Origin of the sequence: Pseudomonas sp. LAIL14HWK12:I7 (genome assembly GCF_000483465.1) — a bacterium.
In the GTDB taxonomy this organism is placed as follows: Bacteria; Pseudomonadota; Gammaproteobacteria; order Pseudomonadales; family Pseudomonadaceae; genus Aquipseudomonas; species Aquipseudomonas kermanshahensis.
Map to the genome: position 1 here is coordinate 336,090 of NZ_AXYZ01000001.1, position 26,355 is coordinate 362,444.

At 64.0% G+C, this 26,355-nt stretch carries 25 protein-coding genes and 1 other RNA gene; 14 read left to right on the top strand and 12 right to left on the bottom strand.

What is annotated here, in order from left to right; translation table 11 throughout:
* Nucleotides 1-116 precede the first annotated feature (116 nt).
* Nucleotides 117-551 carry a type II toxin-antitoxin system PemK/MazF family toxin gene (locus tag D886_RS0101600; protein WP_027592227.1) on the top strand — a complete coding sequence of 145 codons (435 nt, stop codon included), beginning with the start codon at nt 117-119 and terminating at the stop codon, nt 549-551.
* Between the two features lie 171 nt (nt 552-722).
* On the opposite strand, the gene D886_RS0101605 is transcribed toward D886_RS0101600, so the two are convergent.
* From D886_RS0101605 to D886_RS0101620, 4 genes are all read right to left on the bottom strand, one after another.
* A complete protein-coding gene (locus tag D886_RS0101605) occupies nt 723-1,835 on the bottom strand; it encodes an ABC transporter permease (RefSeq protein ID WP_027592228.1) in 1,113 nt (370 codons plus the stop codon).
* A 1-nt stretch (nt 1,836) separates the two neighbouring features.
* Nucleotides 1,837-4,557: a ribosome-associated ATPase/putative transporter RbbA gene (rbbA, locus tag D886_RS0101610; protein WP_027592229.1), complete on the bottom strand. Its 2,721-nt coding sequence runs from the start codon at nt 4,555-4,557 to the stop codon at nt 1,837-1,839.
* Entirely contained in the window at nt 4,554-5,513 is a 960-nt protein-coding gene (locus D886_RS0101615; protein ID WP_027592230.1) for an HlyD family secretion protein, read from the bottom strand. Before D886_RS0101615 ends, rbbA begins: the two co-directional genes overlap by 4 nt.
* A gap of 94 nt (nt 5,514-5,607) precedes the next feature.
* A complete protein-coding gene (locus D886_RS0101620; RefSeq protein ID WP_027592231.1) occupies nt 5,608-6,057 on the bottom strand; it encodes an EVE domain-containing protein in 450 nt (149 codons plus the stop codon).
* 178 nt (nt 6,058-6,235) lie between these two features.
* Here D886_RS0101620 and D886_RS28310 point away from each other — a divergent pair, with 178 nt between their 5' ends.
* Nucleotides 6,236-6,388 carry a hypothetical protein gene (locus tag D886_RS28310; protein WP_172960392.1) on the top strand — a complete coding sequence of 51 codons (153 nt, stop codon included), beginning with the start codon at nt 6,236-6,238 and terminating at the stop codon, nt 6,386-6,388.
* 19 nt (nt 6,389-6,407) lie between these two features.
* Here the strand turns inward: D886_RS28310 and D886_RS0101630 are convergent, their stop codons facing one another.
* The 4 genes from D886_RS0101630 to D886_RS0101640 form a co-directional block, all read right to left on the bottom strand.
* Nucleotides 6,408-7,016, bottom strand: coding sequence for a 5-formyltetrahydrofolate cyclo-ligase (locus tag D886_RS0101630; RefSeq protein ID WP_027592232.1), 609 nt, complete (start codon nt 7,014-7,016; stop codon nt 6,408-6,410).
* A 67-nt stretch (nt 7,017-7,083) separates the two neighbouring features.
* A non-coding RNA gene (gene ssrS / locus D886_RS27550) (6S RNA) lies at nt 7,084-7,263 on the bottom strand.
* Between the two features lie 17 nt (nt 7,264-7,280).
* Nucleotides 7,281-7,601, bottom strand: coding sequence for a cell division protein ZapA (locus D886_RS0101635; RefSeq protein ID WP_027592233.1), 321 nt, complete (start codon nt 7,599-7,601; stop codon nt 7,281-7,283).
* Nucleotides 7,598-7,780 (bottom strand): TIGR02449 family protein, encoded by a 183-nt coding sequence (locus D886_RS0101640; RefSeq protein WP_033693939.1) that lies wholly within the window; start codon nt 7,778-7,780, stop codon nt 7,598-7,600. Before D886_RS0101640 ends, D886_RS0101635 begins: the two co-directional genes overlap by 4 nt.
* Before the next feature lie 181 nt (nt 7,781-7,961).
* Here D886_RS0101640 and D886_RS0101645 point away from each other — a divergent pair, with 181 nt between their 5' ends.
* The 10 genes from D886_RS0101645 (at nt 7,962) to gcvP (ending at nt 20,448) form a co-directional block, all read left to right on the top strand.
* A complete protein-coding gene (locus D886_RS0101645) occupies nt 7,962-8,516 on the top strand; it encodes a YecA family protein (protein WP_027592234.1) in 555 nt (184 codons plus the stop codon).
* A 21-nt stretch (nt 8,517-8,537) separates the two neighbouring features.
* The gene (pepP, locus tag D886_RS0101650) at nt 8,538-9,872 is read left to right on the top strand and encodes a Xaa-Pro aminopeptidase (protein WP_027592235.1); all 1,335 of its coding nucleotides are present in this window, start codon (nt 8,538-8,540) and stop codon (nt 9,870-9,872) included.
* A complete protein-coding gene (gene ubiH, locus D886_RS0101655; RefSeq protein ID WP_027592236.1) occupies nt 9,869-11,068 on the top strand; it encodes a 2-octaprenyl-6-methoxyphenyl hydroxylase in 1,200 nt (399 codons plus the stop codon). The genes pepP and ubiH overlap by 4 nt, the downstream gene beginning before the upstream one ends.
* Nucleotides 11,065-11,547, top strand: coding sequence for a DUF4442 domain-containing protein (locus D886_RS0101660; RefSeq protein WP_027592237.1), 483 nt, complete (start codon nt 11,065-11,067; stop codon nt 11,545-11,547). Before ubiH ends, D886_RS0101660 begins: the two co-directional genes overlap by 4 nt.
* 9 nt (nt 11,548-11,556) lie before the next feature.
* Complete coding sequence (locus D886_RS0101665) at nt 11,557-12,774, top strand: 2-octaprenyl-3-methyl-6-methoxy-1,4-benzoquinol hydroxylase (RefSeq protein ID WP_177323869.1); 1,218 nt, start codon at nt 11,557-11,559, stop codon at nt 12,772-12,774.
* Between the two features lie 204 nt (nt 12,775-12,978).
* Nucleotides 12,979-13,980 (top strand): extracellular solute-binding protein, encoded by a 1,002-nt coding sequence (locus tag D886_RS0101670; RefSeq protein WP_027592239.1) that lies wholly within the window; start codon nt 12,979-12,981, stop codon nt 13,978-13,980.
* A gap of 146 nt (nt 13,981-14,126) precedes the next feature.
* A complete protein-coding gene (locus D886_RS0101675; RefSeq protein WP_027592240.1) occupies nt 14,127-15,743 on the top strand; it encodes an iron ABC transporter permease in 1,617 nt (538 codons plus the stop codon).
* 129 nt (nt 15,744-15,872) lie between these two features.
* Nucleotides 15,873-16,955: a glycine cleavage system aminomethyltransferase GcvT gene (gene gcvT / locus D886_RS0101680; RefSeq protein WP_027592241.1), complete on the top strand. Its 1,083-nt coding sequence runs from the start codon at nt 15,873-15,875 to the stop codon at nt 16,953-16,955.
* A gap of 51 nt (nt 16,956-17,006) precedes the next feature.
* Nucleotides 17,007-17,390, top strand: coding sequence for a glycine cleavage system protein GcvH (gene gcvH / locus D886_RS0101685; RefSeq protein WP_027592242.1), 384 nt, complete (start codon nt 17,007-17,009; stop codon nt 17,388-17,390).
* Between the two features lie 184 nt (nt 17,391-17,574).
* Nucleotides 17,575-20,448: an aminomethyl-transferring glycine dehydrogenase gene (gcvP, locus tag D886_RS0101690; RefSeq protein ID WP_027592243.1), complete on the top strand. Its 2,874-nt coding sequence runs from the start codon at nt 17,575-17,577 to the stop codon at nt 20,446-20,448.
* A gap of 27 nt (nt 20,449-20,475) precedes the next feature.
* Here the strand turns inward: gcvP and D886_RS0101695 are convergent, their stop codons facing one another.
* From D886_RS0101695 to D886_RS0101705, 3 genes are all read right to left on the bottom strand, one after another.
* Nucleotides 20,476-20,790: a DUF2388 domain-containing protein gene (locus D886_RS0101695; RefSeq protein ID WP_027592244.1), complete on the bottom strand. Its 315-nt coding sequence runs from the start codon at nt 20,788-20,790 to the stop codon at nt 20,476-20,478.
* A gap of 89 nt (nt 20,791-20,879) precedes the next feature.
* The gene (locus tag D886_RS0101700; RefSeq protein WP_027592245.1) at nt 20,880-22,565 is read right to left on the bottom strand and encodes a GspE/PulE family protein; all 1,686 of its coding nucleotides are present in this window, start codon (nt 22,563-22,565) and stop codon (nt 20,880-20,882) included.
* 91 nt (nt 22,566-22,656) lie between these two features.
* Complete coding sequence (locus tag D886_RS0101705; protein WP_027592246.1) at nt 22,657-22,962, bottom strand: hypothetical protein; 306 nt, start codon at nt 22,960-22,962, stop codon at nt 22,657-22,659.
* A 126-nt stretch (nt 22,963-23,088) separates the two neighbouring features.
* Between D886_RS0101705 and D886_RS0101710 the strand changes: the two genes are divergently transcribed.
* Nucleotides 23,089-23,559 carry an Lrp/AsnC family transcriptional regulator gene (locus D886_RS0101710; RefSeq protein ID WP_027592247.1) on the top strand — a complete coding sequence of 157 codons (471 nt, stop codon included), beginning with the start codon at nt 23,089-23,091 and terminating at the stop codon, nt 23,557-23,559.
* Between the two features lie 118 nt (nt 23,560-23,677).
* Here the strand turns inward: D886_RS0101710 and D886_RS0101715 are convergent, their stop codons facing one another.
* Nucleotides 23,678-25,054 (bottom strand): inorganic triphosphatase, encoded by a 1,377-nt coding sequence (locus tag D886_RS0101715; RefSeq protein WP_027592248.1) that lies wholly within the window; start codon nt 25,052-25,054, stop codon nt 23,678-23,680.
* A gap of 114 nt (nt 25,055-25,168) precedes the next feature.
* On the opposite strand from D886_RS0101715, the gene argE reads away from it, so the two are divergent.
* Complete coding sequence (gene argE / locus D886_RS0101720; protein WP_027592249.1) at nt 25,169-26,311, top strand: acetylornithine deacetylase; 1,143 nt, start codon at nt 25,169-25,171, stop codon at nt 26,309-26,311.
* Nucleotides 26,312-26,355: the final 44 nt, after the last annotated feature.

Genomic DNA, 26,355 nt, shown 5'->3' on the forward strand with positions numbered 1-26,355 from the left:
AGACACCCTAGTCGTAGGACCTTTCTGTCTTCCTTGTACGTCCGCCAATTTACAGTTTCTGATGCGATGGCCGCGTTAAATTGTGCCTCGTCTTCAGTTGCTCGAGAGTATTGGCAATGCCTTTGAAGTACCAACCGAAAGAGGCGACTGTACTGATGTGCGATTTTTCAGGATTTCAAACACCTGAAATGATCAAGGTGCGGCCCGTCGTCGTTCTTCGCAAGCACAGTCAAAATTGCCAGTTGGTGACGATAATCCCGTTGAGCACCACTGCTCCTGATCACTTGGCCAGGCATCACGTTGTCCTGCCGAGTTATTTGCCTGGCCCTGATCTGACATGCTGGGCCAAGTGCGACATGATCTACACGGTTGCAACCTCCAGGCTGGACAGATGCCGCGTCAAGTCGCGGCAGGGAGGTGGCCGGGAATATATGACTTTTACAATGCAGCCCGAGCATTTTGCCGCCGTTAGGGCCGCCGTTTGCTTCACGCTGGGCTTCACACATCCAGCAACAGTGCAGTCTGTTGTCAATAAAGCACCTGATGCGTGATAATCCATCCTGCTCCCGTAAGGGGCTTGTAAGACTCTGCGGATCCTGGTTAACCAGCAATCACAGAGCCGGGCAGGTAGATGGCGATGACAAGCCGACCTGTCTGTGAGTAGGGCGCCGGAAGGCGCCCTTTGTCTTTGTGTCGTTCTCATATTCCCCAGCGACACTCTCTCAGGACGCCAGCGTCCGCCGAAAGCGCGCCAGCGCCACGCTGAAGAACACCAGGCCAATCACGGCCAGGGCCAGGATGTCTGGCCATACCACGGCCGCGCCAGCGTCGCGGAACAGGATCGCGGTGCCGAGGCTGACGAAATGCGTCGACGGCGAGCCCTGCATGACCCACTGCAGCCACTGCGGCATGCTGTCCAGCGGGGTACTGCCGCCAGACAGCAACAGCATCGGGATAATGACCGGAATCGCCAGCAGGCCGAATTGAGGCGTCGAGCGCGCCAGGGTGGCGAGGAAGATGCCCAAGGCGGTACTGGCGAACAGGTACAGCGCGGTCACAGCCAGGAACAGCCCCATGGAGCCAGACAGCGGCACGCCCAGGGCGCCTTTGACCACCACGATGAGCGACACCCAGGTACACAGCACCACCACCAGCGCGTTGCTGGCGATTTTCGCCAGCATGATTTCCAAAGCGGTCAACGGCAGCACCAGCAAGTGGTCGAGTGTGCCGTGTTCACGCTCGCGCAACAGCGCCGTGCCGGTGAGGATGATCGCCAGGATGGTGATGTTGTTGATGATCTGGATCACGGCCAGAAACCAGCCACCCTCCAGGTTGGGGTTGAACAGTGCCTTGGGGTTGATCAGCACGGGGCTCTGGGTTGTGGTGCGCTGGGCATAGTCGAGCAGCTCACGCTCGAAAATCCGGCCGATGTAGCCGGCGCCCATGAACGCCTGGCTCATGGCCGTGGCGTCGACGTTGATCTGCAGCTCGGGTGAGCGCCCGGCCAGCAGGTCGCTCTGGAAGTTCACCGGCACATTGATCACGAAGGTGTACTGGCCGCTGTCCATGGCCTGGTCCAGGCGGTCCGGGGGCAGCGGCACGGCAGGTTGAAACTCGGGTGGTTGCAGTGATTCGGTGAGCTTGCGCGAGAGCTGGCTATGGTCTTCGTCCACCACGGCAACGCTGGCGTTGTGCACGCCGATCACCGAGCCCGCCGCCGGCATGTAGATCGCCACGCTGAAGGCATACAGCAAAAACAGCAGCAGCACGCTGTCGTGGCGCAGGCTGGTCAGCTCTTTCAGGCCCAGGCGCAGGGTGTGGTTCAGGCGCGACATGTCAGGCCTCCTGCTTCTTCAGCATGGCCAGGCTCAGGCCGGTGAACACGGCGAAGAAGCTCAGCAGGATCAGGCACTGCGGCCACAGCTCGCGCAGGCCCAGCGCTTTGGTGAAGGTGCCGACCGCGATGTCCAGGAAGTAACCCGCCGGGAACAGTTGGCCCATCACTGCCGCGGCGCCATCGAGCGACGAGCGTGGCACGATCAGACCGGAGAACTGGATGGTCGGCAGGCTGGTGATGATCATGGTGCCCAGGATGGCCGCGATCTGGGTGCGGGTGAAGGCCGAGATCAACAAGCCCAGGCTGGTGGTCGCCAGCAGGTAGGCGGCGCCGCCGCAGGCCAGGGCCAGCACGCTGCCCTTGAGCGGTACGGCAAACAACCAGCGGTTCATCGCCACCAGCAACGCCAGGTTGACCAGGCTTACGGCCAGGTAGGGCAGCTGCTTGCCGAGCAGAAACTCCAGGCGGGTGAGGGGCGTGGCGTAGAAGTTGGTGATGGAGCCAAGTTCTTTTTCCCGGACGATGCCCAGGGCGGTGAGCATGGCCGGGATGAACGCCAGGATCAGCGCCATGACGCCGGGCCCGATGGCATTCACGCTGACCACGTCCTGGTTGTAGCGGAAGCGTGTTTCCAGGCGCACCGGCTCCTGGCGCTGCACCGGTTGCTGGCTGGCCGCGGCAAATTGTTCGAGGTTCGCCTGGTGCACCGCTTCAACATAGTTGCGGCTGGTCTCCGCACGGAACGGCATGCCGCCGTCGAGCCAGGCGGCCACCACCGGTTGGCGACCGGCGTAAAGGTCACGGCCAAAGCCGGGTGGGATCTCCAGCGCCAGTTTGATTTCGGAACGTTGCAGGCGTTGGTGCATTTCACGGGTATCGCGAATCGGCGCCTGCTCGGCGAAATACCGTGATCCGCGAAACGCTTCGAGGTAGGCCCGGCTTTGCGGGCTTTGGTCTTGGTCATGAACGGCGAAGGCGAGGTTCTCTACATCCAGCGAGATGCCATAGCCAAAGATCACCATCATGAACACGGCGCCGAGCAGGGCGAAGGCCAGGCGCACCTTGTCGCGCAGCAGCTCCTTGCCCTCCCGGCTGGCCACCGCCAGCAGGCGGCGCAGGCTGAAACCTTGGCGCAACGGTGGTGTGGCCGCTGCCGGCTGTTCCAGCACAGTGTTTTGCGGGGCCTGGGGTACGGCCTCCTGGGCTTGCTCCAGGCAGCGCACAAAGGCGTCTTCCAGCGTTTCGCCGGCGTACTGGCGTTGCAGGGCATCAGGCGTGTCACAGGCGAGCACGCGCCCGGCGTGCATGAACGAAATGCGATCGCAGCGCTGGGCTTCGTTCATGAAGTGCGTAGAGAGGAAAATGGTCACGCCTTGCTCGCGCGACAACTCCACCAGCAGTCGCCAGAAGTCATCCCGGGCGGCAGGGTCGACGCCGGAAGTCGGCTCGTCGAGGATCAGCACTTCAGGGCGGTGCAGCACCGCGACGGCCAGTGACAGGCGCTGGCGCAGGCCGAGGGGCAGGGCGCCTGACGGTTGGTCGGCGATGTCGCGCAGGCCAAAGCGCTCGATCAGTTCGCTGATGCGCTGCGCGCTGTCGGCCTTGGGCAGGTCGAACAGGCGCGCATGCAGCGTGAGGTTCTGACGGGTGCTGAGCTCGCCATACAGCGAGAAACTCTGCGACATGAAACCAACCCGCTTGCGCGTGGCCAGGTCGCTGGCGTCCACCGGGCGACCCAGCAGGCTGGCACTGCCCTCGCTGGCGGGTACCAGGCCCGTAAGCACTTTCATGGTGCTGGTCTTGCCGCAGCCGTTGGAGCCGAGAAAACCAAAAATTTCCCCACGACCAATGGCGAAGCTGACCTTGTTGACCGCGGTGAAGTCACCAAAGCGCAGGGTCAGGTCATGCGCTTCGATGGCGACCAGGCCGTCATTTGCCGAGCGTGGCGGGATAGTCAACGGCGCAGGTTGCGTACTCCCTGCCCCCTGGAAATGGGTGAAGGCATCGTCCAGTTTGCCGCTGGGCGTGACGCCCGCCAATGCGTGGCTGGGGCCCGCGGCAATCAGCCGGCCGCCATCGAGCATCAGGCAGTGCTCGAACTGCTCGGCTTCCTCCATGTAGGCAGTGGCCACCAGCAGCGTCAATTGCGGGCGTTGTTCGCGTACCTGCTCGACCAGTTCCCAGAAGCGTCGCCGCGACAGAGGGTCGACCCCGGTCGTGGGTTCGTCGAGGATCAGCAGGTCAGGTTCGTGGATCAACGCGCAGCACAGGCCCAGTTTCTGCTTCATGCCGCCCGACAGCTTGCCGGCCGGGCGCTCGGCGAAGCGATGCAGGTCGGTGGCCTGCAGCAGGTTGGCCATGCGCTGTTCGCATTCGTGCCGGCCCAGGCCAAACAGCGTGGCGAAAAAACGAATGTTCTCGCTGATCGACAGCTCGGGGTACAGGTTGTTGCCCAGCCCTTGGGGCATGAACGCGACCTTGGGGTACAGCGCAGCTCGGTGGCGTCGTTGGCGGATCGAGCCGCCCAGCACCTGCAACTCGCCCTGCTGCAGGCGTTTTACGCCGGCGATCAGCCCGAGCAGGGTCGATTTGCCGGCCCCATCAGGCCCGATCAGTGCACAGCGGGTGCCGCTGGGCAGGCTGAAACCCAGCGTCTGCAAGGCGATCAGGTCGCCATAACGGTGGCTGATGCCCTCGGCCAGCAATGCCGGCGCGTTCATTGCAGGTTGGCCGGCCAGTCCACGTCAGCCGTGCGCACATAGCCAGCACCCGGCATGCCCGGCTTGGCTTGCGGCACGGCGCTTGGGTCGCTCAGGCGCAGTTTTACGCGAAACACCAGTTTCTGCCGCTCATCGCGGGTTTCGACCTGTTTCGGGGTGAACTGCGCCTTGGCTGCGACAAACGCTACCTTCGCTGGCAACGCCTGATCGGGCAGCGCATCGAGGACGATGCGTGCCTGATCGCCAACGGTCAGCCGGCCGCTGGTGGAGGCTGGGAGGTAGAGGTTCATGTACTGGTCGCTCGGGTCGATCAGCATCAACACGCGACCGCCAGCGCCCAACACCTCACCCGGCTCGGCCAGACGCAGCTGGATGATGCCGTCGATGGGCGCGCGCAGGCTGCTGTCGTCGATCTCGCTGGTCAGCTGGGCGACCTGGGCCTGGGCCGCGCCGATGGCGGCTTTGACGGCTGCCAGCTGGGCGCGCGCCGCAACCACCGCCGCGTTCGCGGTGTCGAAGCGGGCCTGCTGCTGGTCGAGCAGTTGTTGGCTGGCATAGTTGCGCTTGAAAATCTCGCGCACGCGCTTGAGCTCCTGCCCGGCGAGCAGCAGCTCACTCTGGCGCAGTTGCACGCTGGCCTGGGCCGCCGCGTAGTTTTCCTGGGCGCGCAGCACTTCGGCCTCGGCCTGGTTGCGCTGGGCTTCCATTGTGCGGGTGTCGATACGCGCCAGCAGCTGACCACGGGTCACCTTGTCGCCTTCGTCGACCCGCACTTCAGCCAAACGCCCGGGGACCTTGGTGGCAATTTGCACTTCGGTCGCCTCGAGACGGCCGTTGCCCATGCTCAGGCCTTCCGGCAGCTGGTCATGCAGCGACTTCCAGTAACCCAGCCCGGCAGCGGTCGCCAGTAAGACGATCAGCGCGGTGGCGAAGATCCTGGGGGCATATCGATTCATCAGTCAGCATCCCTGCTCAGTGCACAGCCTATCGTGGCGTGCGGCTATCCATGGCGTGTTGATATCGGTCAAACCCCTTGATCCTAGCCCACCTTCACTTCAGCGCGACAATGGCCGCCCATTGTTCGGGGGTAACCGGCATCACCGACAGGCGGCTGCCTTTTTGCACCAGCGGCAATTCGGCAAGCGCGGCCTGTTGTTTGAGCCTGCCAAGGTCAAGCACTTTGGGTAGGGTTTTCACATGGGCCACGTCCACCGCACTCCACGGGTTCTTCTCGGGGGTGGCCTTGGGGTCGTAATAGTGGCTTTCTGGGTCCAGTGCGGTCGGGTCCGGGTAGGCCGCCGCAATGATGCGGGCGATGCCAGCAATGCCCGGTTGCGGGCAGCTGGAGTGGTAGAAGAAGAACTCGTCACCCACACTCATGGCCCGCAAAAAGTTGCGCGCCTGGTAGTTACGCACGCCGTCCCAGCGCGCTTCGCCCAGCCGGCCAAGGGCTTCGATCGAGAGCTCGTCGGGCTCGGATTTCATCAGCCAATAGGCCATGCATGCTGCTCCTGAAAAGGTTTGAAATAACCTGTTGCACGAAACCGACAGCCGGTTGGCGCCAATGTTTGCGTGTCGGCGCAGGTTGTCGGAAAATGCGCCCCGTTTAAAGCGAGATGCTCTGGCGATACTCAGAAAATCGCCAAGCCGAAACAGTTTGCCTGGGGGGCAATCTTCGATGAATCAACGCAAAAAGCCGGATCTGCTGTGGATCCTGGTGTTCATTTTTGGCCTGGGTGTGGTCACCACTGGTTATGCGCAAGGGTTCCTGGAACGTAAGCTGGACACCGCCTATCAAATGCCGGTCGACGCCAGCCAGCCGCAACGTTGATGCCCTCCGCTGGCGCCGCTCAGTTCGGCGCCAGGTACCAGTCGCGGTCCGAGACCGTGCCTTGCAATGGTACATCCCAACTGGCCTGTGCCAGCCGCTCGACCTTCTGGCATTCATGCGCCAGCCCCAATAGCAAAGGTTTCTTCCAGGTCTTGCGGCGCGCCTGGTAGGCCAGGCTGCGGTCATAGAAACCACCGCCCATGCCCAAGCGGCCACCCACTTCATCGAAACCCACCAGCGGCAGCAGGATCAGGTCCAGAGCCCAGATCGGGCGTTGGCGTTTGCGGTCGGTCAGTGGCTCTGGAATACGGAAGCGGTTGCGCTTGAGTTTTTCACCCTGTTCGAAACGCTGAAACACCATGCGTGTGCGCGGCCAGGCGTGCAGCACCGGCAGGTAAGTACGTTTGCCGCGTCGCTGGGCTTCGCGCAATAGCAGGTAGGGGTCGATTTCACCGTCGTTGGGCAGGTACAGGGCAATGTGCCGGGCGCGGCGGAATAGCGGGTCTTGCGCCAGCTGGCGGTATAGGCCAAGGGCGGCTTGGCGCTGCTGGGCAGGCGTCAGTGCGCGGCGGGCATTGCGGAGCAGGCGACGAAGCTGGGGGCGGGTGAGCGGCGCGGTGTCGGTCATGGCACAGGCGTTCCCAGTTGTCGCGACTGGTAGGGGTATGCCCGCAGCAAGGGCGGACAAAAAAATAAGGCTCCCCGATAAGACCGCTATCGGTGTAGCCCTTGAACCCGAAAGTTCAAGGTGGAGATTGCAGGGGGCGTTAAGGCTTTCCGTCGAGCGGACATGCACACCGGCCCCAGCGTGCAACCCCCGTGGTTGTGCGTATCGGCTCAGGGACATAACCGACTGGCGCATCCCCCAGGGAGTGGCGCCAGTATACCAATCTCAGCCGATTTTGGTATCCGTGTCGTCGGACAAAGCCTTATCGACCCGATCCAGCAGGTCGCGCACCTGTTCGCGGTTGGTGCCAGCGACCGGGGCAGCGCTACGGTCTTCCTGGCGGTGCAGCATCTCGTGGGTAATGTTCAACGCAGCCATGACCGCGATGCGGTCGGCGCCGATCACCTTGCCGCTGCTGCGGATCTCGCGCATCTTGCCGTCCAGGTAGCGCGCGGCGCTGACCAGGTTGTTGCGCTCTTCCGGCGGGCAGATGATCGAGTATTCCTTGTCGAGGATCTGCACGGTGACGCTATTGCTTGAACTCATGAGTCTTGCTCCAGAGCCTTGAGGCGTAAAATCATCGACTCGACCTTGCGCCTTGCGATCTCGTTCTTTTCGATGAGGTGGGCGCGCTCTTCGCGCCAGGATTTTTCCTGAGCTACTAGGAGTGCATTTTGCCGTTTTAGTTGCTCGACACGTTCGATCAGCAACTCGAATCGGCTCATCAGCGCTTGCAGGTCGTTCTCTTGCGTGGGTTGCACTCGAATCGCTCCGTCGTTGAGTCACCTGGCGATGATGCCTCTCCCCGGGCCGCGACGGCCAGTGCCGATGGTCTTGGCGCGCCTGCCGGTGCTAGGATACAAGGTCTCCATTCTAGTCATTGCGCCGTCTGGCGCCTAGTTGCCCATGCCCAATACCCAATCGCCCTACATTGCCTTCGCCATGCTGCTTACCAGCAACGGCCACCCTGTCACTCCTGCCGAGCTGCACGGCTTGCTGGTCGGGCGCAGCTGCGCCGGTGCCGGCTTCGATGCCGACGCCTGGCTGGCCGACGCCGCCCAACTGCTGGAAAACGAACCCGGTGACACCGTCCGCAACGCCCTGATCGGCTTGCAAGAGATGGTCAAGGGCGAGCTCACCAGCGATGACATGGCCATCGTCCTGCTGCTGCCGACCGATGATGCCGCGCTGGCTGACCGTGCTGAGGCGCTGGGCCAGTGGTGCCAAGGCTTCATCACGGGCTTTGGCCTGAACGCCGGTGGCAAGGACCTGTCCACCGAAGCCAAAGACGTGCTGCAGGACCTGGTGGCAATCTCCCAGGTACAAGAAGCCCTCGAAGAATCCGAAGACGGCGAGAGCGACTACATGGAAGTCATGGAATACCTGCGCGTCGCGCCGCTGCTGCTGTTCTCCGAGCTGGCCAAGCCGGCCGCACCTGCGTCCAAGCCATCGTTGCACTGATCAACCGGGGGTAGTCTGCCCATGAGCCACATTCCCAAGGCCGAGTATGCCCGTCGGCGCAAGGCGCTGATGGCGCAGATGGTCCCCAACAGCATCGCCATCCTGCCCGCCGCCGCCGTTGCCATTCGCAACCGCGATGTCGAGCACGTGTACCGCCAGGACAGCGATTTCCAGTACCTCAGCGGCTTTCCCGAGCCCGAGGCGGTGATTGCGCTGATCCCGGGCCGTGAACATGGCGAGTACGTGCTGTTCTGCCGCGAGCGCAACCCTGAGCGCGAGCAGTGGGAAGGGCTGCGCGCGGGCCAGGAAGGTGCGGTGCGTGATTTTGGCGCCGACGATGCCTTCCCGATCACCGACATCGACGAGATCCTGCCGGGCCTGATCGAGGGCCGGGAGCGGGTGTACAGCGCCATGGGCAGCAACCCGGAATTCGATCGCCGGCTGATGGACTGGATCAACGTGATCCGCTCCAAGGCGCGCCTGGGTGCCCAGCCGCCGAACGAGTTCGTTGCGCTGGATCATCTGCTGCACGACATGCGCCTGTATAAATCGGCGGCAGAAGTGAAGGTGATGCGCGTTGCCGCAGACATTTCCGCCCGTGCCCACGTGCGTGCCATGCAGGCCTGCCGGGCCGGGCTGCATGAGTACAGCCTGGAAGCCGAGCTGGATTACGAGTTCCGCAAAGGCGGCGCGAAAATGCCGGCCTACGGCTCGATCGTCGCGGCCGGGCGCAATGGCTGCATCCTGCACTATCAGCAGAATGACGCCCCGCTCAAGGACGGCGACCTGGTGTTGATTGACGCGGGCTGCGAAATCGACTGCTATGCCAGCGACATCACCCGTACGTTCCCGGTCAGCGGGCGTTTTTCGCCCGAGCAGAAGGCCATCTACGAGCTGGTGCTGAAGGCCCAGGCCGCAGCCTTCGCCGAAATCGCCCCCGGCAAGCACTGGAACCACGCCCACGAGGCGACCGTGCAGGTCATCACCGAGGGCCTGGTGGAACTGGGGCTGCTCAAGGGCGATGTGCAGGGGCTGATCGAAAGCGAAGCCTACCGCGCGTTCTACATGCACCGCGCCGGGCACTGGCTGGGCATGGATGTGCATGATGTGGGCGAATACAAAGTGGGCGGCCAGTGGCGCGTGCTGGAGCCCGGCATGGCGCTGACCGTCGAACCGGGCATCTACATCGCCGCCGACAACCAGGCGGTGGCCAAGAAGTGGCGCGGCATCGGCGTAAGGATCGAGGACGACGTGGTAGTGACCAGGCAGGGCTGTGAAATTCTGACGTCGGGTGTACCCCGCACAGTCGCCGAGATCGAGGCGCTGATGCAGGCTGCGCGCAAGGACGCGGCATGAACCGGGTCCACTTGGCGATCATCGGTGGCGGCCTGGTCGGCGCGAGCCTGGCGTTGGCCCTGCAGGCCGGGGCCAAGGCGCGAGGCTGGAAGATCCTGCTGATCGAGCCGTTCGCACCCGGCCATAGCTTCCAGCCCAGCTACGATGCACGCTCGTCGGCGTTGTCGTATGGCACGCAACAGATCTACCAGCAATTGGGGCTGTGGCGGGCCATCAGCCAGCGCGCCGAGCCTATCCTGCAGATTCAGGTATCGGACCGTGGCCGGTTCGGTGCCACGCGCCTCGATGCCCACGAAGAAGGCGTGCCAGCGCTGGGTTTCGTGGTGGAAAACGCCTGGCTCGGGCAGTGCCTGTGGCAGGGGTTGGACCCTGAGGTGGTGAGTTGGCGTTGCCCCGCCGAAGTGAGGGCGATGCACGCCATCGAAGGCGGTTATCGCCTGCAGCTGGATGACGACACCAGCCTGGAATGCGACTTGGCCGTGCTGGCCGATGGCGGCCGCTCTGGCCTGCGTGAGCAGCTGGGTATTCATGTGCGCCGCACGCCCTATGAGCAAAGCGCCCTGATCGCCAACATCACGCCTGGCGAAGCCCACCGCGGCCAGGCGTTCGAGCGGTTCACCGAAACCGGCCCGATGGCCCTGCTGCCACTGCCGGAAAACCGCTGCGCGCTGGTCTGGACCCGTCAGGGCATGGACGCTCAGCGCTTGGCCGAAATTGATGAACGCAGCTTCCTGCGCGAACTGCAGGACGCCTTCGGCTATCGTCTTGGGGCCTTGCGCCAAGTGGGTGCACGGCATCTGTACCCGCTGGCACTGGTCGAGGCCGAAGAGCAGGTACGCCCGCACCTGGTGGTGCTGGGCAACGCTGCGCACAGCCTGCACCCCATTGCCGGCCAGGGCTTCAACCTGTCGCTGCGTGACGTCCAGGTGCTTGCACACGCGCTGCTGGCGGGCCCGCAGCACCCCGGTGACCTGGGCACCCTGCGGGCCTACCACCAGCGTCAGCGCCTGGACCAGGCGCTGACCATTGGCTTCTCCGACCAGGTCACCCGCCTGTTCGGCAGCAACCAGCCGTTGCTGGCTGCCGGGCGCAACATTGGCCTGCTCGGGCTCGACCTGCTGCCGCCGGCAAAAAGCTGGTTTGCCCGCCAGGCCATGGGCCTGGGTACGCGCCCCGATCCGCGGGGCCAGGCATGAGCAATCCGCGCAGACTGGCGCGCCGGGCCCGCATGTTGCGCTGGTTGCTGAACCTTTACCCGCCGTACCTGGGCGCCGGTATCCGCGTGCAGCACATCAGCCCGGACATGCGCAGCGTCAAGGTCCGCATGAAGCTTACCCGCTGGAACCGCAACTACGTCGGTACCCAGTTCGGCGGCAGCCTCTACTCGATGGTCGACCCGTTCTACATGCTGCTGCTGATCGAGCAGTTGGGGCGCGAGTACATCGTCTGGGACAAGGCGGCGAGCATCGATTTCATCTCGCCGGGCAAAGGCCCCGTGTACGCCGAGTTCCACCTCGATGACGCCCTGCTCGACGACATTCGCCAACAGACCGCCACCGGCAAGAAGTGCCTGCCGCGGCTGCAGGTGGACATCCGCGACGGCGCCGGCGAACTGGTAGCGCGGGTCGATAAAACCCTTTACGTGCGGCTCAAGCCGCAAGCGAGGCAGGCGTAAGGCATGGAAATGCGCGCAGATCTGTTGATTGTCGGTGCCGGTATGGTCGGCAGCGCCCTGGCCCTGGCATTGCGCCACAGTGGCTTGGACATTCTCCTGCTCGACGGCAGCCCGCTGTCGGTAAAACCCTTCGATACCGAAGCGCCGTTCGAGCCGCGCGTCAGTGCATTGTCGGCGGCCAGCCAGCGCATTCTGGAGCGCCTAGGCGCCTGGGATGGCATCGCCCGGCGACGGGCCACGCCGTATACCGACATGCACGTCTGGGATGGCAGCGGTACGGGCCAGATCCACTTCTCGGCGGCCAGCGTGCATGCCCAGGTGCTCGGCCACATCGTCGAAAACCGGGTGGTGCAGGATGGCTTGCTGGAGCGTCTGCATGACAGCGACATCGGCCTGTTGCCCAACGCGCGGCTCGAGCAACTGCGCCGTTCCGGTGACGAGTGGCTGCTGACCCTGGCCGACGGCCGCCAACTGCGGGCACCGTTGGTAGTGGCGGCGGATGGCGCCAACTCGGCGGTACGCCGCCTGACCGGCTGCGAAACCCGTGAGTGGGATTACCTGCACCACGCCATCGTCACCAGCGTACGTTGCAGCGCGGGGCACCAGGCCACGGCCTGGCAACGCTTTACCGACGAGGGCCCGCTGGCGTTTCTGCCGCTGACACGTGAGGGCCAGCAGGACTGGTGCTCGATCGTCTGGTCGACCACGCCAGAGCATGCCGAGCAACTGATGGCGCTGGACGAGCCGGCCTTCCTCAAGGCACTGGAGCGGGCCTTCGAGGGGCGCCTGGGCGAGGTGCTACAGGCCGACCCACGCGTGTGCGTGCCGCTGCGTCAGCGCCATGCCAAGCGCTATGTGGCTGAGGGCCTGGCGCTGATCGGCGATGCCGCGCACACCATTCATCCGTTGGCCGGGCAGGGCGTCAACCTGGGGTTCCTTGATGCCGCCGTGCTGGCCGAGGTGCTGGTGAATGCCAGCGAGCGCGGCGAACGGCTGGCAGATGTAAAGGTGCTGAGCCGCTATGAGCGCCGGCGCATGCCGCACAACTTGGGGCTGATGGCCGCCATGGAAGGGTTCGAGCGGCTGTTCCAGGCCAATCCGCTGCCGTTGCGCTGGTTGCGTAACAGTGGCTTGAAGCTGGTGGAGCAGATGCCGGAGGCCAAGGCATTATTCGTGCGCCAGGCGTTGGGTTTGAGCGGAGACCTGCCAGAATTGGCCAAGCCCTGACGTTAGCACGGCCTCTGTAGGAGCAGCCTTGCGCTGCGAAAGGGCCGGTATGACGAGCACCGTTGTGGCTTCTTCGCAGCACAAGGCTGCTCCTACAGGAGGCGCTTGCGCGGGCTGCAACATCCGGTAACGGCTCCGAGGGTGAGGGACAAAATGGGATTCACTACCATTTGCGCCTCTCATACGATCCGAGGAGTGCATTTCATGTTGCCACGCAAGCCCCTACTGGCCGCCCTGGCCCTGACGTTGTTCGGCGGCACTGCCCAGGCAGCGGAAGAAGTGGTGGTGTACTCCTCGCGCATCGACGAGCTGATCAAGCCGGTGTTCGACGCCTACACCGCCAAGACCGGGGTCAAGGTCAAGTTCATCACCGACAAGGAAGCCCCGCTGATGCAACGCATCAAGGCCGAGGGCGAGAACGGTGTGGCCGACCTGCTGCTGACCGTCGATGCCGGCAACCTCTGGCAGGCCGAGCAGATGGGCATCCTGCAACCGATCAAATCGGACATCATCGGCCAGAACATTCCGCCGCAATACCGGGCCTCGTCCCACGACTGGACCGGCCTGAGCCTGCGCGCGCGCACCATCATCTACTCTACTGACCGGGTCAAACCGGATCAGCTGAGCACCTACGAAGCCTTGGCCGACAAGCAGTGGGAAGGGCGTCTGTGCCTGCGCACTGCGAAGAAGGTCTACAACCAGTCGCTGACCGCCACCTTGATCGAGAACCACGGCGAGGCGAAAACCGAAGCCATCGTCAAAGGTTGGGTGAATAACCTGTCCACCGACGTGTTCTCCGATGACAACGCCGTGATCCAGGCCATCGAAGCTGGCCAGTGCGACGTGGGCGTGGTCAACACTTACTACTACGGGCGCCTGCATAAACAAAACCCCACGTTGCCGGTCAAGATCTTCTGGCCCAACCAAGGTGACCGCGGTGTGCACGTCAACCTGTCGGGTATCGGCCTGACCAAGCATGCCCCGCACCCTGAGGCTGCGAAAAAGCTGGTGGAATGGATGACCGGCGAGGACGCGCAGAAGCTGTTCGCCGACATCAACCAGGAGTTCCCGGCCAACCCGAAGGTCAAGCCATCGGACGAGGTAGCCGCCTGGGGCAGCTTCAAGGCTGACAGCATTCCGGTCGAAATCGCTGGCAAGCGCCAGGCCGAAGCGATTCGCTTGATGGATCGGGCTGGCTGGAACTAAGTTATCCTTCCGGGGCCTGCAAGGGCCCTTTCGCGGGCAAGCCCGCTCCCACAGGTTTTCCACTGAAGCGTGTGTAAACCCTGTGGGGGCGGGCTTGCCCGCGAACGACCGCGCAGCGGTCGCAATCGCAACCGAGAGTTCTGAACTTGCCCCACACCCCCCAACGTCGCTGGTACCTCCCGGTCGCCCTGGTCGCCGCCCTGGTGCTGTTGCCTCTGAGCGTCCTGCTGCTGTCATGGCAGTCGATCGACCTGCAGATCTGGTCACACCTGCTCGACACCCAGATGAGCCGCCTGCTCGGCAACACCCTGACCCTGGTAGTAGGCGTAGGCATCGGCGTGACCGTATTGGGGGTCAGCCTGGCCTGGCTCACCAGCCTCTGCGAATTCCCTGGCCGGCGCTGGCTGGACTGGGCGCTGATGCTGCCGTTTGCCATCCCCGCCTACGTGCTGGCATTCGTTTTCGTCGGCCTGCTGGATTTTGCCGGCCCGGTGCAAAGCGCCCTGCGCGAAGTGTTCGGGCCGATGCGCCTGCCGCGCGTACGCTCCACGGGCGGGGTGATCATCGTGCTCGTGCTGGTGTTCTACCCCTATGTCTACCTGCTGGCGCGCACAGCCTTCCTGGCGCAGGGCAGGGGCCTGATGGAAGCGGCCCGGGTACTGGGGTTGTCACCGCTGCAGGCGTTCTGGCGCGTCGCACTGCCCATGGCGCGGCCGGCGATCGGTGCCGGTATCGCCCTGGCATTGATGGAAACCCTGGCCGACTTCGGTGCAGTGGCGGTGTTCAATTTCGACACCTTCACCACGGCCATCTACAAGACCTGGTACGGCTTCTTCAGCCTGTCCAGCGCGGCCCAGTTGGCCAGCCTGCTGCTGTTGGCGGTGATGCTGGTGCTGTACGGCGAGCGCCGTGCCCGCGGCGCGAGCCGCACGGGTAATGAGCGCGCGCGTGGCAAGGCGCTCTATCACCTGCGTGGGGCCAAGGCGCTGCTGGCCAGCGGCTGGTGCCTGCTGGTGTTCGCCTGTGCCTTCGTCATACCGCTGCTGCAACTGCTGGTGTGGTGCTGGCAGCGTGGGCGGCATGACCTGGACGAGCGTTATGTCGGCCTGGTGTTGCACACCTTGTACCTGGGCGGCATGGCTGCATTGATCACGGTGAGCGTGGCGCTGCTGCTGGCCTTCGCCCGGCGCCAGGCGCCGACCGGGGGCATCCGCGCCGGGGTCGGCCTGGCCAACCTTGGTTATGCCCTGCCAGGCTCGGTGCTGGCCGTGTCGATCATGCTGGCCTTCAGTTACCTCGATAACCAGCTGGTGGTGCCGATTTCGACGTGGCTGGGCGGCGCTGGCAAACCCTTGCTGCTGGGCAGCCTTGCGGCCTTGCTGCTGGCCTACCTGGTGCGCTTCATCGCCGTGGCCTACGGGCCGCTGGAAAGCAGCCTGGAGCGTATCCGGCCCTCATTGCCAGAGGCTTCGCGCAGCTTGGGCGTCGGCGGCGTGGCATTGTTTTTCAAGGTGTATCTGCCGTTGCTGGTGCCCGGTGCACTGAGTGCTGCCCTGCTGGTATTCGTCGATGTGTTGAAGGAAATGCCGGCCACCTTGCTGATGCGCCCGTTCGGCTGGGACACCTTGGCGGTACGGGTGTTCGAGATGACCAGCGAGGGCGAGTGGGCGCGTGCCTCGCTGCCTGCCTTGACCCTGGTGCTGGTGGGCTTGCTGCCGGTCATCGGGCTGATTCGCCGCTCAGCTCGGCGCCCCGGTCACTGACAGTAAGGATGCCAGCCCGCGCCCATGCGGCTACAATGCGCGGCATTCGCGCGGCGGGTCCTACAAGAAGAGCTGACGACCAAACGTCATCGACCGCCGCCGCTTCGCCACGCCCGGAAGGAGAAACCCATGGGACAGCGCACGCTTTTGTATGACCTGCACCTGGCGCTCGGCGCCAAGACGGTCGATTTTGGCGGTTGGGACATGCCCCTGCACTATGGCTCGCAAGTCGAGGAGCACCATCAGGTGCGCAGTGACTGCGGGGTCTTCGATGTTTCCCATATGACCGTGATCGACATCAGTGGCCGTGATGCTACCGCTTGGTTGCAGCATTTGCTGGCCAACGATGTTGCCCGCCTCGACAGTGTCGGCAAGGCGCTGTACAGCCCACTGCTCAACGAAGAGGGCGGGGTCATCGATGACCTCATCGCCTATCGCACCGAAGCCGGCTACCGCCTGGTCACCAACGCCGCTACCCGCGCCAAGGTGCTGGCTTGGCTCAAGGCCCAGCAAAGTGGGTTCTCGGTCGATTTCGAGGTGCGCCCGGACTTGGCCATTCTTGCCATCCAAGGCCCGCAGGCGCGTGACAAGGTCGCCGCCTTGCTCAGCGCCTCGCGCGCCGCGCTGATTCGCGCGCTGCGCCCGTTCGAAGGCATTGCCGACGGCGACTGGTTCATTGCCCGCACCGGTTATACCGGTGAAGACGGCCTTGAGATCATCCTGCCAGGCCACGAGGCCGTTACTTTCTATAACGACCTGGTTGGCGCCGGCATCGCCCCCAGTGGCCTGGGCGCCCGTGACACCCTGCGCCTGGAAGCCGGTATGAACCTTTATGGCCAGGACATCGACGAAACCCATACCCCACTCACCTCCAACCTGGGCTGGAGCATCGCCTGGGAGCCGGCTGAGCGCGAGTTCATCGGCCGCGCGGGCCTGCTGGCGGAAATCGAGCAAGGTGTGAAGGAAAAACTGGTTGGCCTGGTGCTGGAAGAACGCGGCGTTTTGCGTGCCCATCAGGTGGTTCGCGTTGCCGGCATTGGCGAAGGGGAGATCACCAGTGGTAGTTTCTCTCCTACGCTGAGCAAGTCTATTGCCCTGGCGCGTTTACCCATGGCCACCGGCGACCGCGCCGAGGTCGAGATTCGCGGCAAGTGGTACCCGGTGCGGGTGGTCAAACCGACCTTCGTGCGCCACGGCAAAATCCTGATTTGAATAATTTTTAACCGGCGGGCCGACCGCTGAGCCAATCGAGGAATTCAAGACATGAGCAATATCCCCGCCGAACTGCGTTTTGCCGAAAGCCACGAGTGGGCACGCCTGGAAAGCGACGGCACAGTGACCGTTGGCATCAGCGACCACGCACAGGAAGCCCTGGGTGACGTCGTGTTCGTCGAACTGGCGGAAGTCGGCAAGGTGTTCGCCCAAGGCGACGCGGCTGGCGTGGTCGAGTCGGTCAAGGCTGCTTCCGACATCTACGCCCCGATCGGTGGCGAAGTGATCGCGGTCAACGAAGCACTGGCCGACAGCCCAGAGCTGCTCAACGAAGAGCCTTACGGTGCCTGGATCTTCAAGCTGAAGCCAAGCGACAAGGCTGAGCTGGACAAGCTGCTGGATGCTGCGGGTTATCAGGCTGCCATCGGCGAGTAATACCGCGTCGCCTTCTTCGCGGCTAAAGCCGCTCCCACAGGTACTGCACTGCAGCTGATACCCCTGTAGGAGCGGGTTTGCCCGCGATGAGGCCGGGCCTGCAAGCAAGTTTCCCCGCACAATCGGCAATCCTTCCTAGACTTATAAGTCTCCATGAGGCCTGGTCTAGGAAGAGAGCGTCGTCATGTCCCAGTCGCCGTCCCTGCATCAACTGCAAGAGCTCAACCCTTTCCTGCGTCGCCACCTGGGCCCCGATGCCTCGGAGCAGCAGGCCATGCTCAGCGCGTTGGGTGTTGCCAGCCGCAGCGAGCTGATCGAGCAGACGGTCCCGCCGGGGATCCGCCTCAATCGCCCCCTCGACCTGCCGCCGGCGCTGGACGAACAGGCCGCATTGGCCAAGCTCGCCGGTTATGCCGAGCAGAACCAGGTCTGGACCAGCCTCATCGGCATGGGCTACCACGGCACCGTCACGCCGACCGTCATCCTGCGTAACGTGCTGGAAAACCCTGGCTGGTACACCGCCTACACGCCTTACCAACCCGAAATCGCCCAAGGCCGGCTGGAAGCGTTGTTGAATTTCCAGCAGATGGTCATCGACCTCACCGGCCTCACCTTGGCCAACGCCTCGCTACTCGACGAGGCCACCGCCGCTGCCGAGGCCATGGCCCTGGCCAAGCGCGTGGCACGCAACAAGAGCAACGCGTTTTTCGCCGACGAGCACTGCCACCCGCAAACCCTCTCGGTGCTGAAAACCCGCGCTGAAGGGTTTGGCTTCGACCTGATCGTCGATTCTGTGGATAACCTGGCCAAGCACGCGGTATTCGGCGCCTTGCTGCAGTACCCGGACACCCACGGCGAGGTACGCGACCTGCGCCCGCTCATCGATCATCTGCACAGCCAGCATGCCTTGGCCTGCGTCGCCGCCGACCTGCTCAGCCTGGTGGTGCTGGCGCCACCCGGTGAGCTGGGCGCCGATGTGGTGTTGGGATCGACCCAGCGCTTTGGCGTCCCGATGGGCTATGGCGGCCCTCATGCCGCCTATTTCGCCTGCCGCGACGACTTCAAGCGGGCCATGCCGGGGCGCATCATCGGTGTGTCGCGCGATGCCCGGGGCAACACCGCGCTGCGCATGGCCCTGCAGACCCGCGAGCAGCACATCCGCCGCGAAAAGGCCAACTCCAACATCTGCACGGCCCAGGTGCTGCTGGCCAACATCGCCGGCTTCTACGCCGTCTACCATGGCCCAGAAGGCTTGCAGCGCATCGCCCAGCGGGTGCACCGGCTGACCTTCATTCTGGCGGCCGGCCTGGAGGCCAAGGGCATCAAGCGGCTCAACCAGCATTTCTTCGACACCTTGACGCTGGAGGTGGGCGGCGCGCAGGCGGCGATCATCGAAAGTGCCGAGCACGCGCGTATCAACCTGCGCATCCTCGGGCGCGGGCACTTGGGCGTGAGCCTGGACGAAACCTGCAACGAACAGACCGTGTTGCGCCTGTTGGACATTTTCCTCGGCGTCGATCACGGCCTGGACATTGCCGCGCTCGACCAGTTGGCGCTGCCAGAAGGCATCCCGGCGGGGCTGGTGCGGCGCACCCCGATCCTCGCGCACCCGGTCTTCAACCTGCACCACAGCGAAACCGAGATGCTGCGCTACCTCAAGCAGCTGGAAAACAAGGACCTGGCGCTGAACCAGTCAATGATCCCGCTGGGCTCCTGCACCATGAAACTCAACGCCACCAGCGAGATGATCCCCATCACCTGGCCAGCCTTCGCCCAGCTGCACCCGTTCGCCCCGGCTGCCCAGGCAGTGGGCTACAAGGCGATGATCGACGAGCTGGAAAGCTGGTTATGCGCCATCACCGGCTTCGACGCCATCTGCATGCAGCCCAACTCCGGCGCGCAGGGCGAATACGCCGGCCTTATGGCCATCACCCGCTACCACCGCAGCCGCCACCAGCCTCAGCGTACCTTGTGCCTGATTCCGTCCTCCGCCCACGGCACCAACCCGGCCTCGGCGCAGATGGCCGGCATGGAGGTGGTGATCGTCGATTGCGACGACGACGGCAACGTCGACCTCACGGACCTCAAGGCCAAAGCGCAAGCGGCCGGGGATCGGTTGTCGTGCCTGATGGTCACCTACCCCTCGACCCACGGGGTGTATGAAGAGGGTATTCGCGAAATATGCGACGTGGTGCACCAACACGGTGGCCAGGTGTACATGGACGGCGCCAACCTCAATGCCCAGGTCGGCCTGACGCGCCCAGCCGACATCGGCGCCGATGTGTCGCATATGAACCTGCACAAGACCTTCTGCATCCCCCACGGGGGCGGCGGCCCCGGCATGGGCCCGATCGGTATCCGCGCCCACCTCAAGCCCTTTGTCGCCAGCCACCCGGTGGTGCCGGTGCCGGGTTTGGACCCGAACAACAGCGCGGTCAGTGCCGCGCCTTGGGGCAGCGCGAGCATTTTGCCGATCAGCTGGATGTATATCGCCATGATGGGCCCGCAACTGGCCGATGCCAGTGAGGTGGCGATCCTCTCGGCCAATTACCTGGCCAGCCAACTTGGCGGGGCTTTCCCGGTGCTTTACCGCGGGCGTAACCAGCGCGTGGCCCACGAGTGCATTCTCGATCTGCGGCCGCTCAAGGCGCAGACCGGTATCAGCGAGGAAGACGTGGCCAAGCGTTTGATGGACTATGGCTTCCATGCCCCGACCATGTCATTCCCGGTACCGGGCACGCTGATGGTCGAGCCGACCGAGAGTGAGTCGAAAGCTGAGCTGGACCGTTTCGTCGAAGCGATGCTGGCGATCCGGGCAGAAATCGCTCAGGTACAGGAAGGCAACTGGCCGGCCGAAGACAACCCGCTCAAGCATGCTCCGCATACCTTGGCTGACGTGTTGGCACCGTGGAACAGGCCGTACAGCCTGGAGCAAGGCATCGCCCCCAGCGCTCACGTACGCCAGCACAAGTATTGGCCAGCGGTGAACCGGGTCGACAATGTGTATGGGGACAGGAACTTGTTTTGCGCGTGTGTGCCGGTGGAGGCTTATCGCTGATTTTTGGGGGGCTGGCCCCCCAAAAACTTATTCGGCTACCGCGTTCTTGGCCAGGATGGCATTGGCCAGTTCCATGTCGCTGGCCTGCATCCCTGGGTTTTCAGCGCGCACTTGGCGCATCGCCGATTCCAGGAACGGCCCGCGGATTGCGCCTTCACTGGCCACGAAGCTGCCGGCGTCGTCCTGCGCGGCCATTACCAGTTTGTGATCCTTCGACGTCAGGTAGGTCGACGCCGTGGTTGCACCGGAAGAAATCACGTTACGCCAGAAGGTATCGGCCATGGCGGAGCCCATTGGCAGCGAAAGCAAGGCAGCGGTCGCGATGGCGGTTTTGAGACGCATGTTGAAACACCTCGAAGGGTGAGGGTTGAAGATGCGCGGTTTGATCCTGCCGAGGGGGTGCAAGTTCCTTGAATACAAGGGTTTTTTGCTCAGGAGCAGGCCCTTAGCACTTCCTCTGTAGCGGTCAGGCCACGGGCCACTTTCGCCTCCCCGCACCGGCGCAGGTCTACCAAGCCTTCGGTCAGCGCCTGGCGTCGCAACTGCGCCAGGTCGGTGTGTGGGCCTATCTGCGCGCGCAGGCTTTCGCTGGGTATCAACAGTTCGAACAGGCCAGTACGGCCCTGAAAACCGGTACCGCGACAGGTGCGGCAGGGCTGGCCGCTGGCTGCCGAGGCACACCCCTGGCAATCGCTGCACAAGGTGCGAATCAGGCGCTGCGCCATGACCCCGATCAGTGTTGCCTTGATCAGGTAATCAGCCACGCCCAGTTCCTGCAGCCGGGTGATCGCGCCGCAGGCATCGTTGGTGTGCAGGGTCGACAGCACCAGGTGCCCGGTAAGGGCTGCCTGCACGGCCACCAGGGCGGTTTCCCGGTCGCGGATCTCGCCGATCATGATGATGTCCGGGTCCTGGCGCAGCATCGCCCGCACGCCGTCGGCGAAGCACAGGCCCAGTGCGGGCTGGACTTGCAGTTGGTTGAAGGCCGGCTCCAGCCGCTCGATGGGGTCTTCGATGGTGCACAGGTTGACTTGCGGGGTGGCCAGCAGCTTGAGGCTGGCGTAGAGCGTGCTGGTCTTGCCTGAACCCGTGGGGCCTGTCACCAGGATGATGCCCTGGCGTTGGCCCAGCAGCGCGCGCCATTGCTCCAGTTGCTGCCCTTCCAGGCCCAGGCGGTCGAAGCCTTCATGCAGCTGTTGCGGGTCGAACAGGCGCAGTACCAGTTTTTCGCCAAACGGCGTCGGCAAGGTCGAGAGGCGCAATTCCACTTCGCCGCCGCCGGCAAGGCGGCTTTGCAACCGGCCGTCCTGTGGCCGGCGTTTCTCTGCCACATCCATGCGCCCGAGGTGTTTGAGGCGGCTGACCAGCGCCAGGGTGACGCCCGCGGGGAAGGCGTAGACGGTGTGCAGCAGGCCGTCGATGCGGTAGCGCAGCTGCCCTTTTTCGCGGCGGGGCTCCAGGTGGATATCGCTGGCGCGTTGCTCGATGGCGTACTGCAGCAGCCAGTCGACGATGTGCACGATGTGAGCATCGTCGGCGCTGGCTTCGGCCTGGCGTTTGCCCAGCTCCAGCAGGTGTTCGAGCTCGCCCAGGCTGGCTGACTGCTGGTGCTGCGCGCCCTGTACCGATTGGGCCAGGCGGAAGAACGACTGCCCCAGCTGGCGGATCTGCAGCGGGCTGGCCAGCACGCGGCGGATGGGCCTGCCCAGGCTCCTGGCCAAGTCCGCTTGCCAGTCATCCTGATAGGGCTGTGCGCTGGCCACGGTGACGCCGGAAGGGTCGGCGGCGACGACGAGAATGCCATGGCGCTGGGCGAAAGCGGGGGAGATCAGCCCGCTGACCTGGGCCATGTCGAGTTGCATGGGGTCGATGCGCAGGAACGGCTGGCCGATCTTGTCAGCCAGCCATTGGCAGAGGCGGTCCAGGTCCAAGGGCTGTCCGGGGTGCTTGCGGTCTTCAAGGCCTTGGGCGGCGATGAGTTCCAGAGGGTGGCAGGTCGGCCGTGACGCGGCCTGCTGCAGTACCAGCAGGGTGTCGCTGGCGTCCAGGTGCCGGTCGGTGAGCAAGGCCTGGAGCAGGCGCTTGAGGTCGAGGGCTTGGTTGTCGGGGGTATGCATGGCGGCGTCCTTGCCAGGAGGGGAGTCCTGTTGAAGGCTAGCCGGGTGTGGTGCGCTTACGGCGGGCAAAGGGTTTCTGGATCTTGCGGTGTCAGACCACCGCCAGCTCCACGCGCGCCAGGTTCATCAGGCTTACGTCGCCCACGCACACCAAGTTGCGCAATTTTTGCGCAATCACCTCGGCCCGGTGCCAGCTCAGCCCGCCAATGCCGATCTCGATGGCGAGCCAGTCATCCTGTTGGCTGACCTGCACGTGGTGCGGGGTCAGAAACTGCAAGGCAAACAGGTTGAGCACCCGGCATAAGCTGTCGGGCTCGGCCTCGGCCTGCAGGCGGTAGTGCACGGTGCTGTGGGCGTTGCTGGCGGCCCAGGCGTCGGTACGTGGCAGTGCGTTCATGCTGGTCTCCGCAAATGTGGGAGAAATTCTTGCACGTTGAGGCGGGTATTTTTTCGCTATGATTCGACCAATTGGCCGGTATGGCAGATTGTTCTATTCGAAATATCGTGATCTGGAGAATTATTCATGCACAGCGAATTGGACGCCTATGATCGGCGCATCCTCGAATTGCTGCAGGAGGACGCTTCGCTGTCCAGCGCACAGATCGCCGAACGTGTGGGGCTTTCGCAGTCGCCTTGCTGGCGGCGCATCCAGCGGCTGAAGGAGGAGGGGGTGATACGTGGGCAGGTGACGCTGCTCGACCGCAAGAAGATCGGCCTGAACACGCAGATTTTTGCAGAGGTGAAGCTCAACGCGCACGGTCGCTCCAATTTCACCGAGTTCACCGAGGCGATCCGAGGTTTTCCGGAGGTGCTGGAGTGCTACGTGCTGATGGGCTCGGTGGACTTCCTGCTGCGTATCGTTACCTCGGACATTGAGGCGTATGAGCGGTTTTTCTTCGAAAAACTGTCGAATGTGCCGGGGATTCAGGAGGTCAATTCGATCGTGGCGCTTTCGGAGATCAAATCCACCACCAGCCTGCCACTGTCGAGATAGGACACGATCTGTAGGAGCAGCCTTGCGCTGCGAAGGGGCCGGTTTGACCAGAAAAAATCTGTGGCAAAACGGGCCTCTTCGCAGCGCAAGGCTGCTCCTACAGGGCTAGCGACGCCGATCAGGCCTTGAGCAGGTACTTCCAGCCACGGCTCTGATCAACCGCGCGGGCCTGCTCGATACGGGCTTCAAGCAGCTCGTCGGGCGTTTCGGACAGCGGCAGTTCAGCCAGCTCGTGCAGCTTTTTCAGGTCGCCGTACAGGCGGTCCATCTGCGGCGCTTCGAGCACCTGGCGGGCATGGTGCAGCCAGGCGAGCAGCTGTTCGATGCGCGGCAGCTGTTCGGCCAGGTCTTCCGGGCGCTGGGTGTACAGCGGCAGTTTCAGCGAACGGCCTTCTTCACCCAGCAGGTGCGCCATCCAGCTGGCCAGTTGCGCCTTGCCCTGGCGTTCGCCACGGCCTTTGCGCTCGACGGTCCAGCCACGGGCCAGCAGCCAGCGCGAGGTTTCCAGCGAGAACTGGCCCCAACGCACGTCTTCGAGTTCTTCGGCAAATTGCTCAGGCGCAGCGCGGCGGATGTCTTCGTCATCGTTGCCGGCCTGCACCAGTGGGCGCCAGTCTTCCAGCAGCGCGTCGAGGCTGGCGCGCAGTTCGCGGGTGGTGGCGCGCGGTGCGGCCTGGCCCAGGCTGGCGACCAGTGCGCGCAGTTCGGCCAGGGACTGCACCCAGTCCTGCAGCAGGCGCCAGTGGCCATTGTGGCGGTATTGCTCGGCCAGGCGCTGGCTGCTGCCGAGCAACTGCCAGGCGAGGGCGGCGAAGGCATCGTCCAGGGCCATTTCGGCATCCAGCTCGGTCTGGGGCAGGCCCAGCTCGTAGCTTTCGGGCTCCAGCAGGCGGTAGCCACGCTCGGCCTTGCTGATGTCGCAAGGCATCAGCGGCAGGCTGGCGGCGAGCTCGGCGGCCAGTTCCAGCAGGGCTTCAGGTGCGCCTTCGCGCAGTTCGAGCTCCAACTCGCAGATTTCTTCCTTGCGCTTGCCGGCGATCACGAAGCCCTGGTCCAGCGCGGCCTCGATCACGACCTTGCTCTTGCCGCGGCCCCAAGCGATTTCGGCGTATTCACGGCTGAAGTCGGTGGTGAACAGCGGCTTGATGGTTTTCTTGTCGAGCGCAGCCAACTGCTCGGGCCAGCAGGTGCCGTCGAGCTTTTTCAGGTCGAGCTTGACCTTGTCCAGGTGCCACTCGTACTCGTTGCGCTCGGACAGCCCGGCCACGCTTTGCCCGCGGCACTTCAAGGTCTGGATGATTGCATCACCATCGCGGCGCAGGCGCAGGGCGACACGGGCGGCGGAAAGCTCGCGCTCCGGGGTGTCGAAGTACTGGTTGAGCAGTTCACGGGTCTGCCAACCGGACTTGTTGCGCTTTTTCAGCAGGGGGTGCTCACGCAGGGCGGCAAGGGTCTCGCGGCTGGCGCGGAGCTTGAGTTCGGTTTCTTTGTGCATCGCAGGCTCGAAGGAGGGGCTCGTTGGCAGAGAGTCTACAGGAGTCGGCCGTCAACGGTTTATTCCAGACGGCAGATGGTCCTATGATGGGCAACGCTTCCGAGGAGTACAGGCATGCCGTTGCCGACGCTGAAAGACCAGTTCGCCGCTTTGATCGCCGCACCTTCGGTCAGTTGTACCCAGCCTGCGCTGGACCAGTCCAACCGTCAGGTCATCGACCTGCTGGCCGGCTGGTTGGGTGACCTGGGTTTCACGTGCGACATCCAGCAGGTCAGCCCCGGCAAGTTCAACCTGCTGGCCAGCCGTGGCACCGGCCCGGGTGGCCTGGTGCTGGCGGGGCACAGCGACACCGTGCCCTACGACGAGCAGCTGTGGTCGAGCGACCCGCTGAAGCTGACCGAGGTCGATGGCCGTTGGGTGGGCCTGGGCAGCTGCGACATGAAGGGCTTTTTCGCCTTGGTCATCGAGGCGGTGATGCCGTTGCTTGAGCATGACTTCAAGCAGCCGCTGCTGATTCTCGCCACCTGCGACGAAGAAAGCTCCATGTCCGGCGCCCGTGCCTTGGCCGAGGCCGGCCAACCGTTGGGCCGCGCCGCAGTGATCGGCGAGCCCACGGGCCTGCGGCCGATCCGCATGCACAAGGGCATCCTCATGGACCGCATCGACATCCTCGGGCGCAGCGGCCATTCGTCGGACCCGTCCCTCGGCCGCAGCGCCCTTGAGGCTATGCACGCCGCAATGGGCGAACTGATGCAGTTGCGCGGCGAATGGCAGCAAACCTACCGCAACCCACAGTTCACGGTGCCTACACCGACGATGAACTTCGGCTGCATCCATGGCGGCGACAACCCCAACCGGATCTGTGGCCAATGCGCGCTGGAATTCGACCTGCGGCCGTTGCCGGGGATGGATGTCGAGCAACTGCGGGCAGCGATTCGCCAGAAGCTGGCGCCGGTGGCGGAGCGGTTCGAGGTGCGCATCGACTATGCCCCGCTGTTCCCGGAAGTGCCTGCCTTCGAGCAGGCTGCGGACGCCGAGCTGGTACAGGTGGCCGAACGCCTGACCGGTCACCGCGCCGAAGCGGTAGCGTTTGGCACCGAAGCACCTTATCTTCAGCAGCTGGGCTGCCAGACCATCGTGCTGGGCCCTGGCGACATCGCCTGTGCCCATCAGCCCGGCGAGTACCTGGAAATGTCACGAATCGAGCCTACCGTGCGTCTATTGCGTGACTTGATTCGGCACTATTGCCTGCACTAAACGTCCATTGAGCTTATTCGTTCCTGCCTAGAGGAGACCGCGCG

What these genes read in the sequence shown, in the direction of transcription:
- D886_RS0101600 (WP_027592227.1), top strand. Translation starts at nt 117, where the DNA reads ATGCCTTTGAAGTACCAACCGAAAGAGGCGACTGTACTGATGTGCGAT.
- D886_RS0101605 (WP_027592228.1), bottom strand. Translation starts at nt 1,835, where the DNA reads ATGTCGCGCCTGAACCACACCCTGCGCCTGGGCCTGAAAGAGCTGACC.
- rbbA (WP_027592229.1), bottom strand. Translation starts at nt 4,557, where the DNA reads ATGAACGCGCCGGCATTGCTGGCCGAGGGCATCAGCCACCGTTATGGC.
- D886_RS0101615 (WP_027592230.1), bottom strand. Translation starts at nt 5,513, where the DNA reads ATGAATCGATATGCCCCCAGGATCTTCGCCACCGCGCTGATCGTCTTA.
- D886_RS0101620 (WP_027592231.1), bottom strand. Translation starts at nt 6,057, where the DNA reads ATGGCCTATTGGCTGATGAAATCCGAGCCCGACGAGCTCTCGATCGAA.
- D886_RS28310 (WP_172960392.1), top strand. Translation starts at nt 6,236, where the DNA reads ATGAATCAACGCAAAAAGCCGGATCTGCTGTGGATCCTGGTGTTCATT.
- D886_RS0101630 (WP_027592232.1), bottom strand. Translation starts at nt 7,016, where the DNA reads ATGACCGACACCGCGCCGCTCACCCGCCCCCAGCTTCGTCGCCTGCTC.
- D886_RS0101635 (WP_027592233.1), bottom strand. Translation starts at nt 7,601, where the DNA reads ATGAGTTCAAGCAATAGCGTCACCGTGCAGATCCTCGACAAGGAATAC.
- D886_RS0101640 (WP_033693939.1), bottom strand. Translation starts at nt 7,780, where the DNA reads ATGAGCCGATTCGAGTTGCTGATCGAACGTGTCGAGCAACTAAAACGG.
- D886_RS0101645 (WP_027592234.1), top strand. Translation starts at nt 7,962, where the DNA reads ATGCCCAATACCCAATCGCCCTACATTGCCTTCGCCATGCTGCTTACC.
- pepP (WP_027592235.1), top strand. Translation starts at nt 8,538, where the DNA reads ATGAGCCACATTCCCAAGGCCGAGTATGCCCGTCGGCGCAAGGCGCTG.
- ubiH (WP_027592236.1), top strand. Translation starts at nt 9,869, where the DNA reads ATGAACCGGGTCCACTTGGCGATCATCGGTGGCGGCCTGGTCGGCGCG.
- D886_RS0101660 (WP_027592237.1), top strand. Translation starts at nt 11,065, where the DNA reads ATGAGCAATCCGCGCAGACTGGCGCGCCGGGCCCGCATGTTGCGCTGG.
- D886_RS0101665 (WP_177323869.1), top strand. Translation starts at nt 11,557, where the DNA reads ATGCGCGCAGATCTGTTGATTGTCGGTGCCGGTATGGTCGGCAGCGCC.
- D886_RS0101670 (WP_027592239.1), top strand. Translation starts at nt 12,979, where the DNA reads ATGTTGCCACGCAAGCCCCTACTGGCCGCCCTGGCCCTGACGTTGTTC.
- gcvT (WP_027592241.1), top strand. Translation starts at nt 15,873, where the DNA reads ATGGGACAGCGCACGCTTTTGTATGACCTGCACCTGGCGCTCGGCGCC.
- gcvH (WP_027592242.1), top strand. Translation starts at nt 17,007, where the DNA reads ATGAGCAATATCCCCGCCGAACTGCGTTTTGCCGAAAGCCACGAGTGG.
- gcvP (WP_027592243.1), top strand. Translation starts at nt 17,575, where the DNA reads ATGTCCCAGTCGCCGTCCCTGCATCAACTGCAAGAGCTCAACCCTTTC.
- D886_RS0101695 (WP_027592244.1), bottom strand. Translation starts at nt 20,790, where the DNA reads ATGCGTCTCAAAACCGCCATCGCGACCGCTGCCTTGCTTTCGCTGCCA.
- D886_RS0101700 (WP_027592245.1), bottom strand. Translation starts at nt 22,565, where the DNA reads ATGCATACCCCCGACAACCAAGCCCTCGACCTCAAGCGCCTGCTCCAG.
- D886_RS0101705 (WP_027592246.1), bottom strand. Translation starts at nt 22,962, where the DNA reads ATGAACGCACTGCCACGTACCGACGCCTGGGCCGCCAGCAACGCCCAC.
- D886_RS0101710 (WP_027592247.1), top strand. Translation starts at nt 23,089, where the DNA reads ATGCACAGCGAATTGGACGCCTATGATCGGCGCATCCTCGAATTGCTG.
- D886_RS0101715 (WP_027592248.1), bottom strand. Translation starts at nt 25,054, where the DNA reads ATGCACAAAGAAACCGAACTCAAGCTCCGCGCCAGCCGCGAGACCCTT.
- argE (WP_027592249.1), top strand. Translation starts at nt 25,169, where the DNA reads ATGCCGTTGCCGACGCTGAAAGACCAGTTCGCCGCTTTGATCGCCGCA.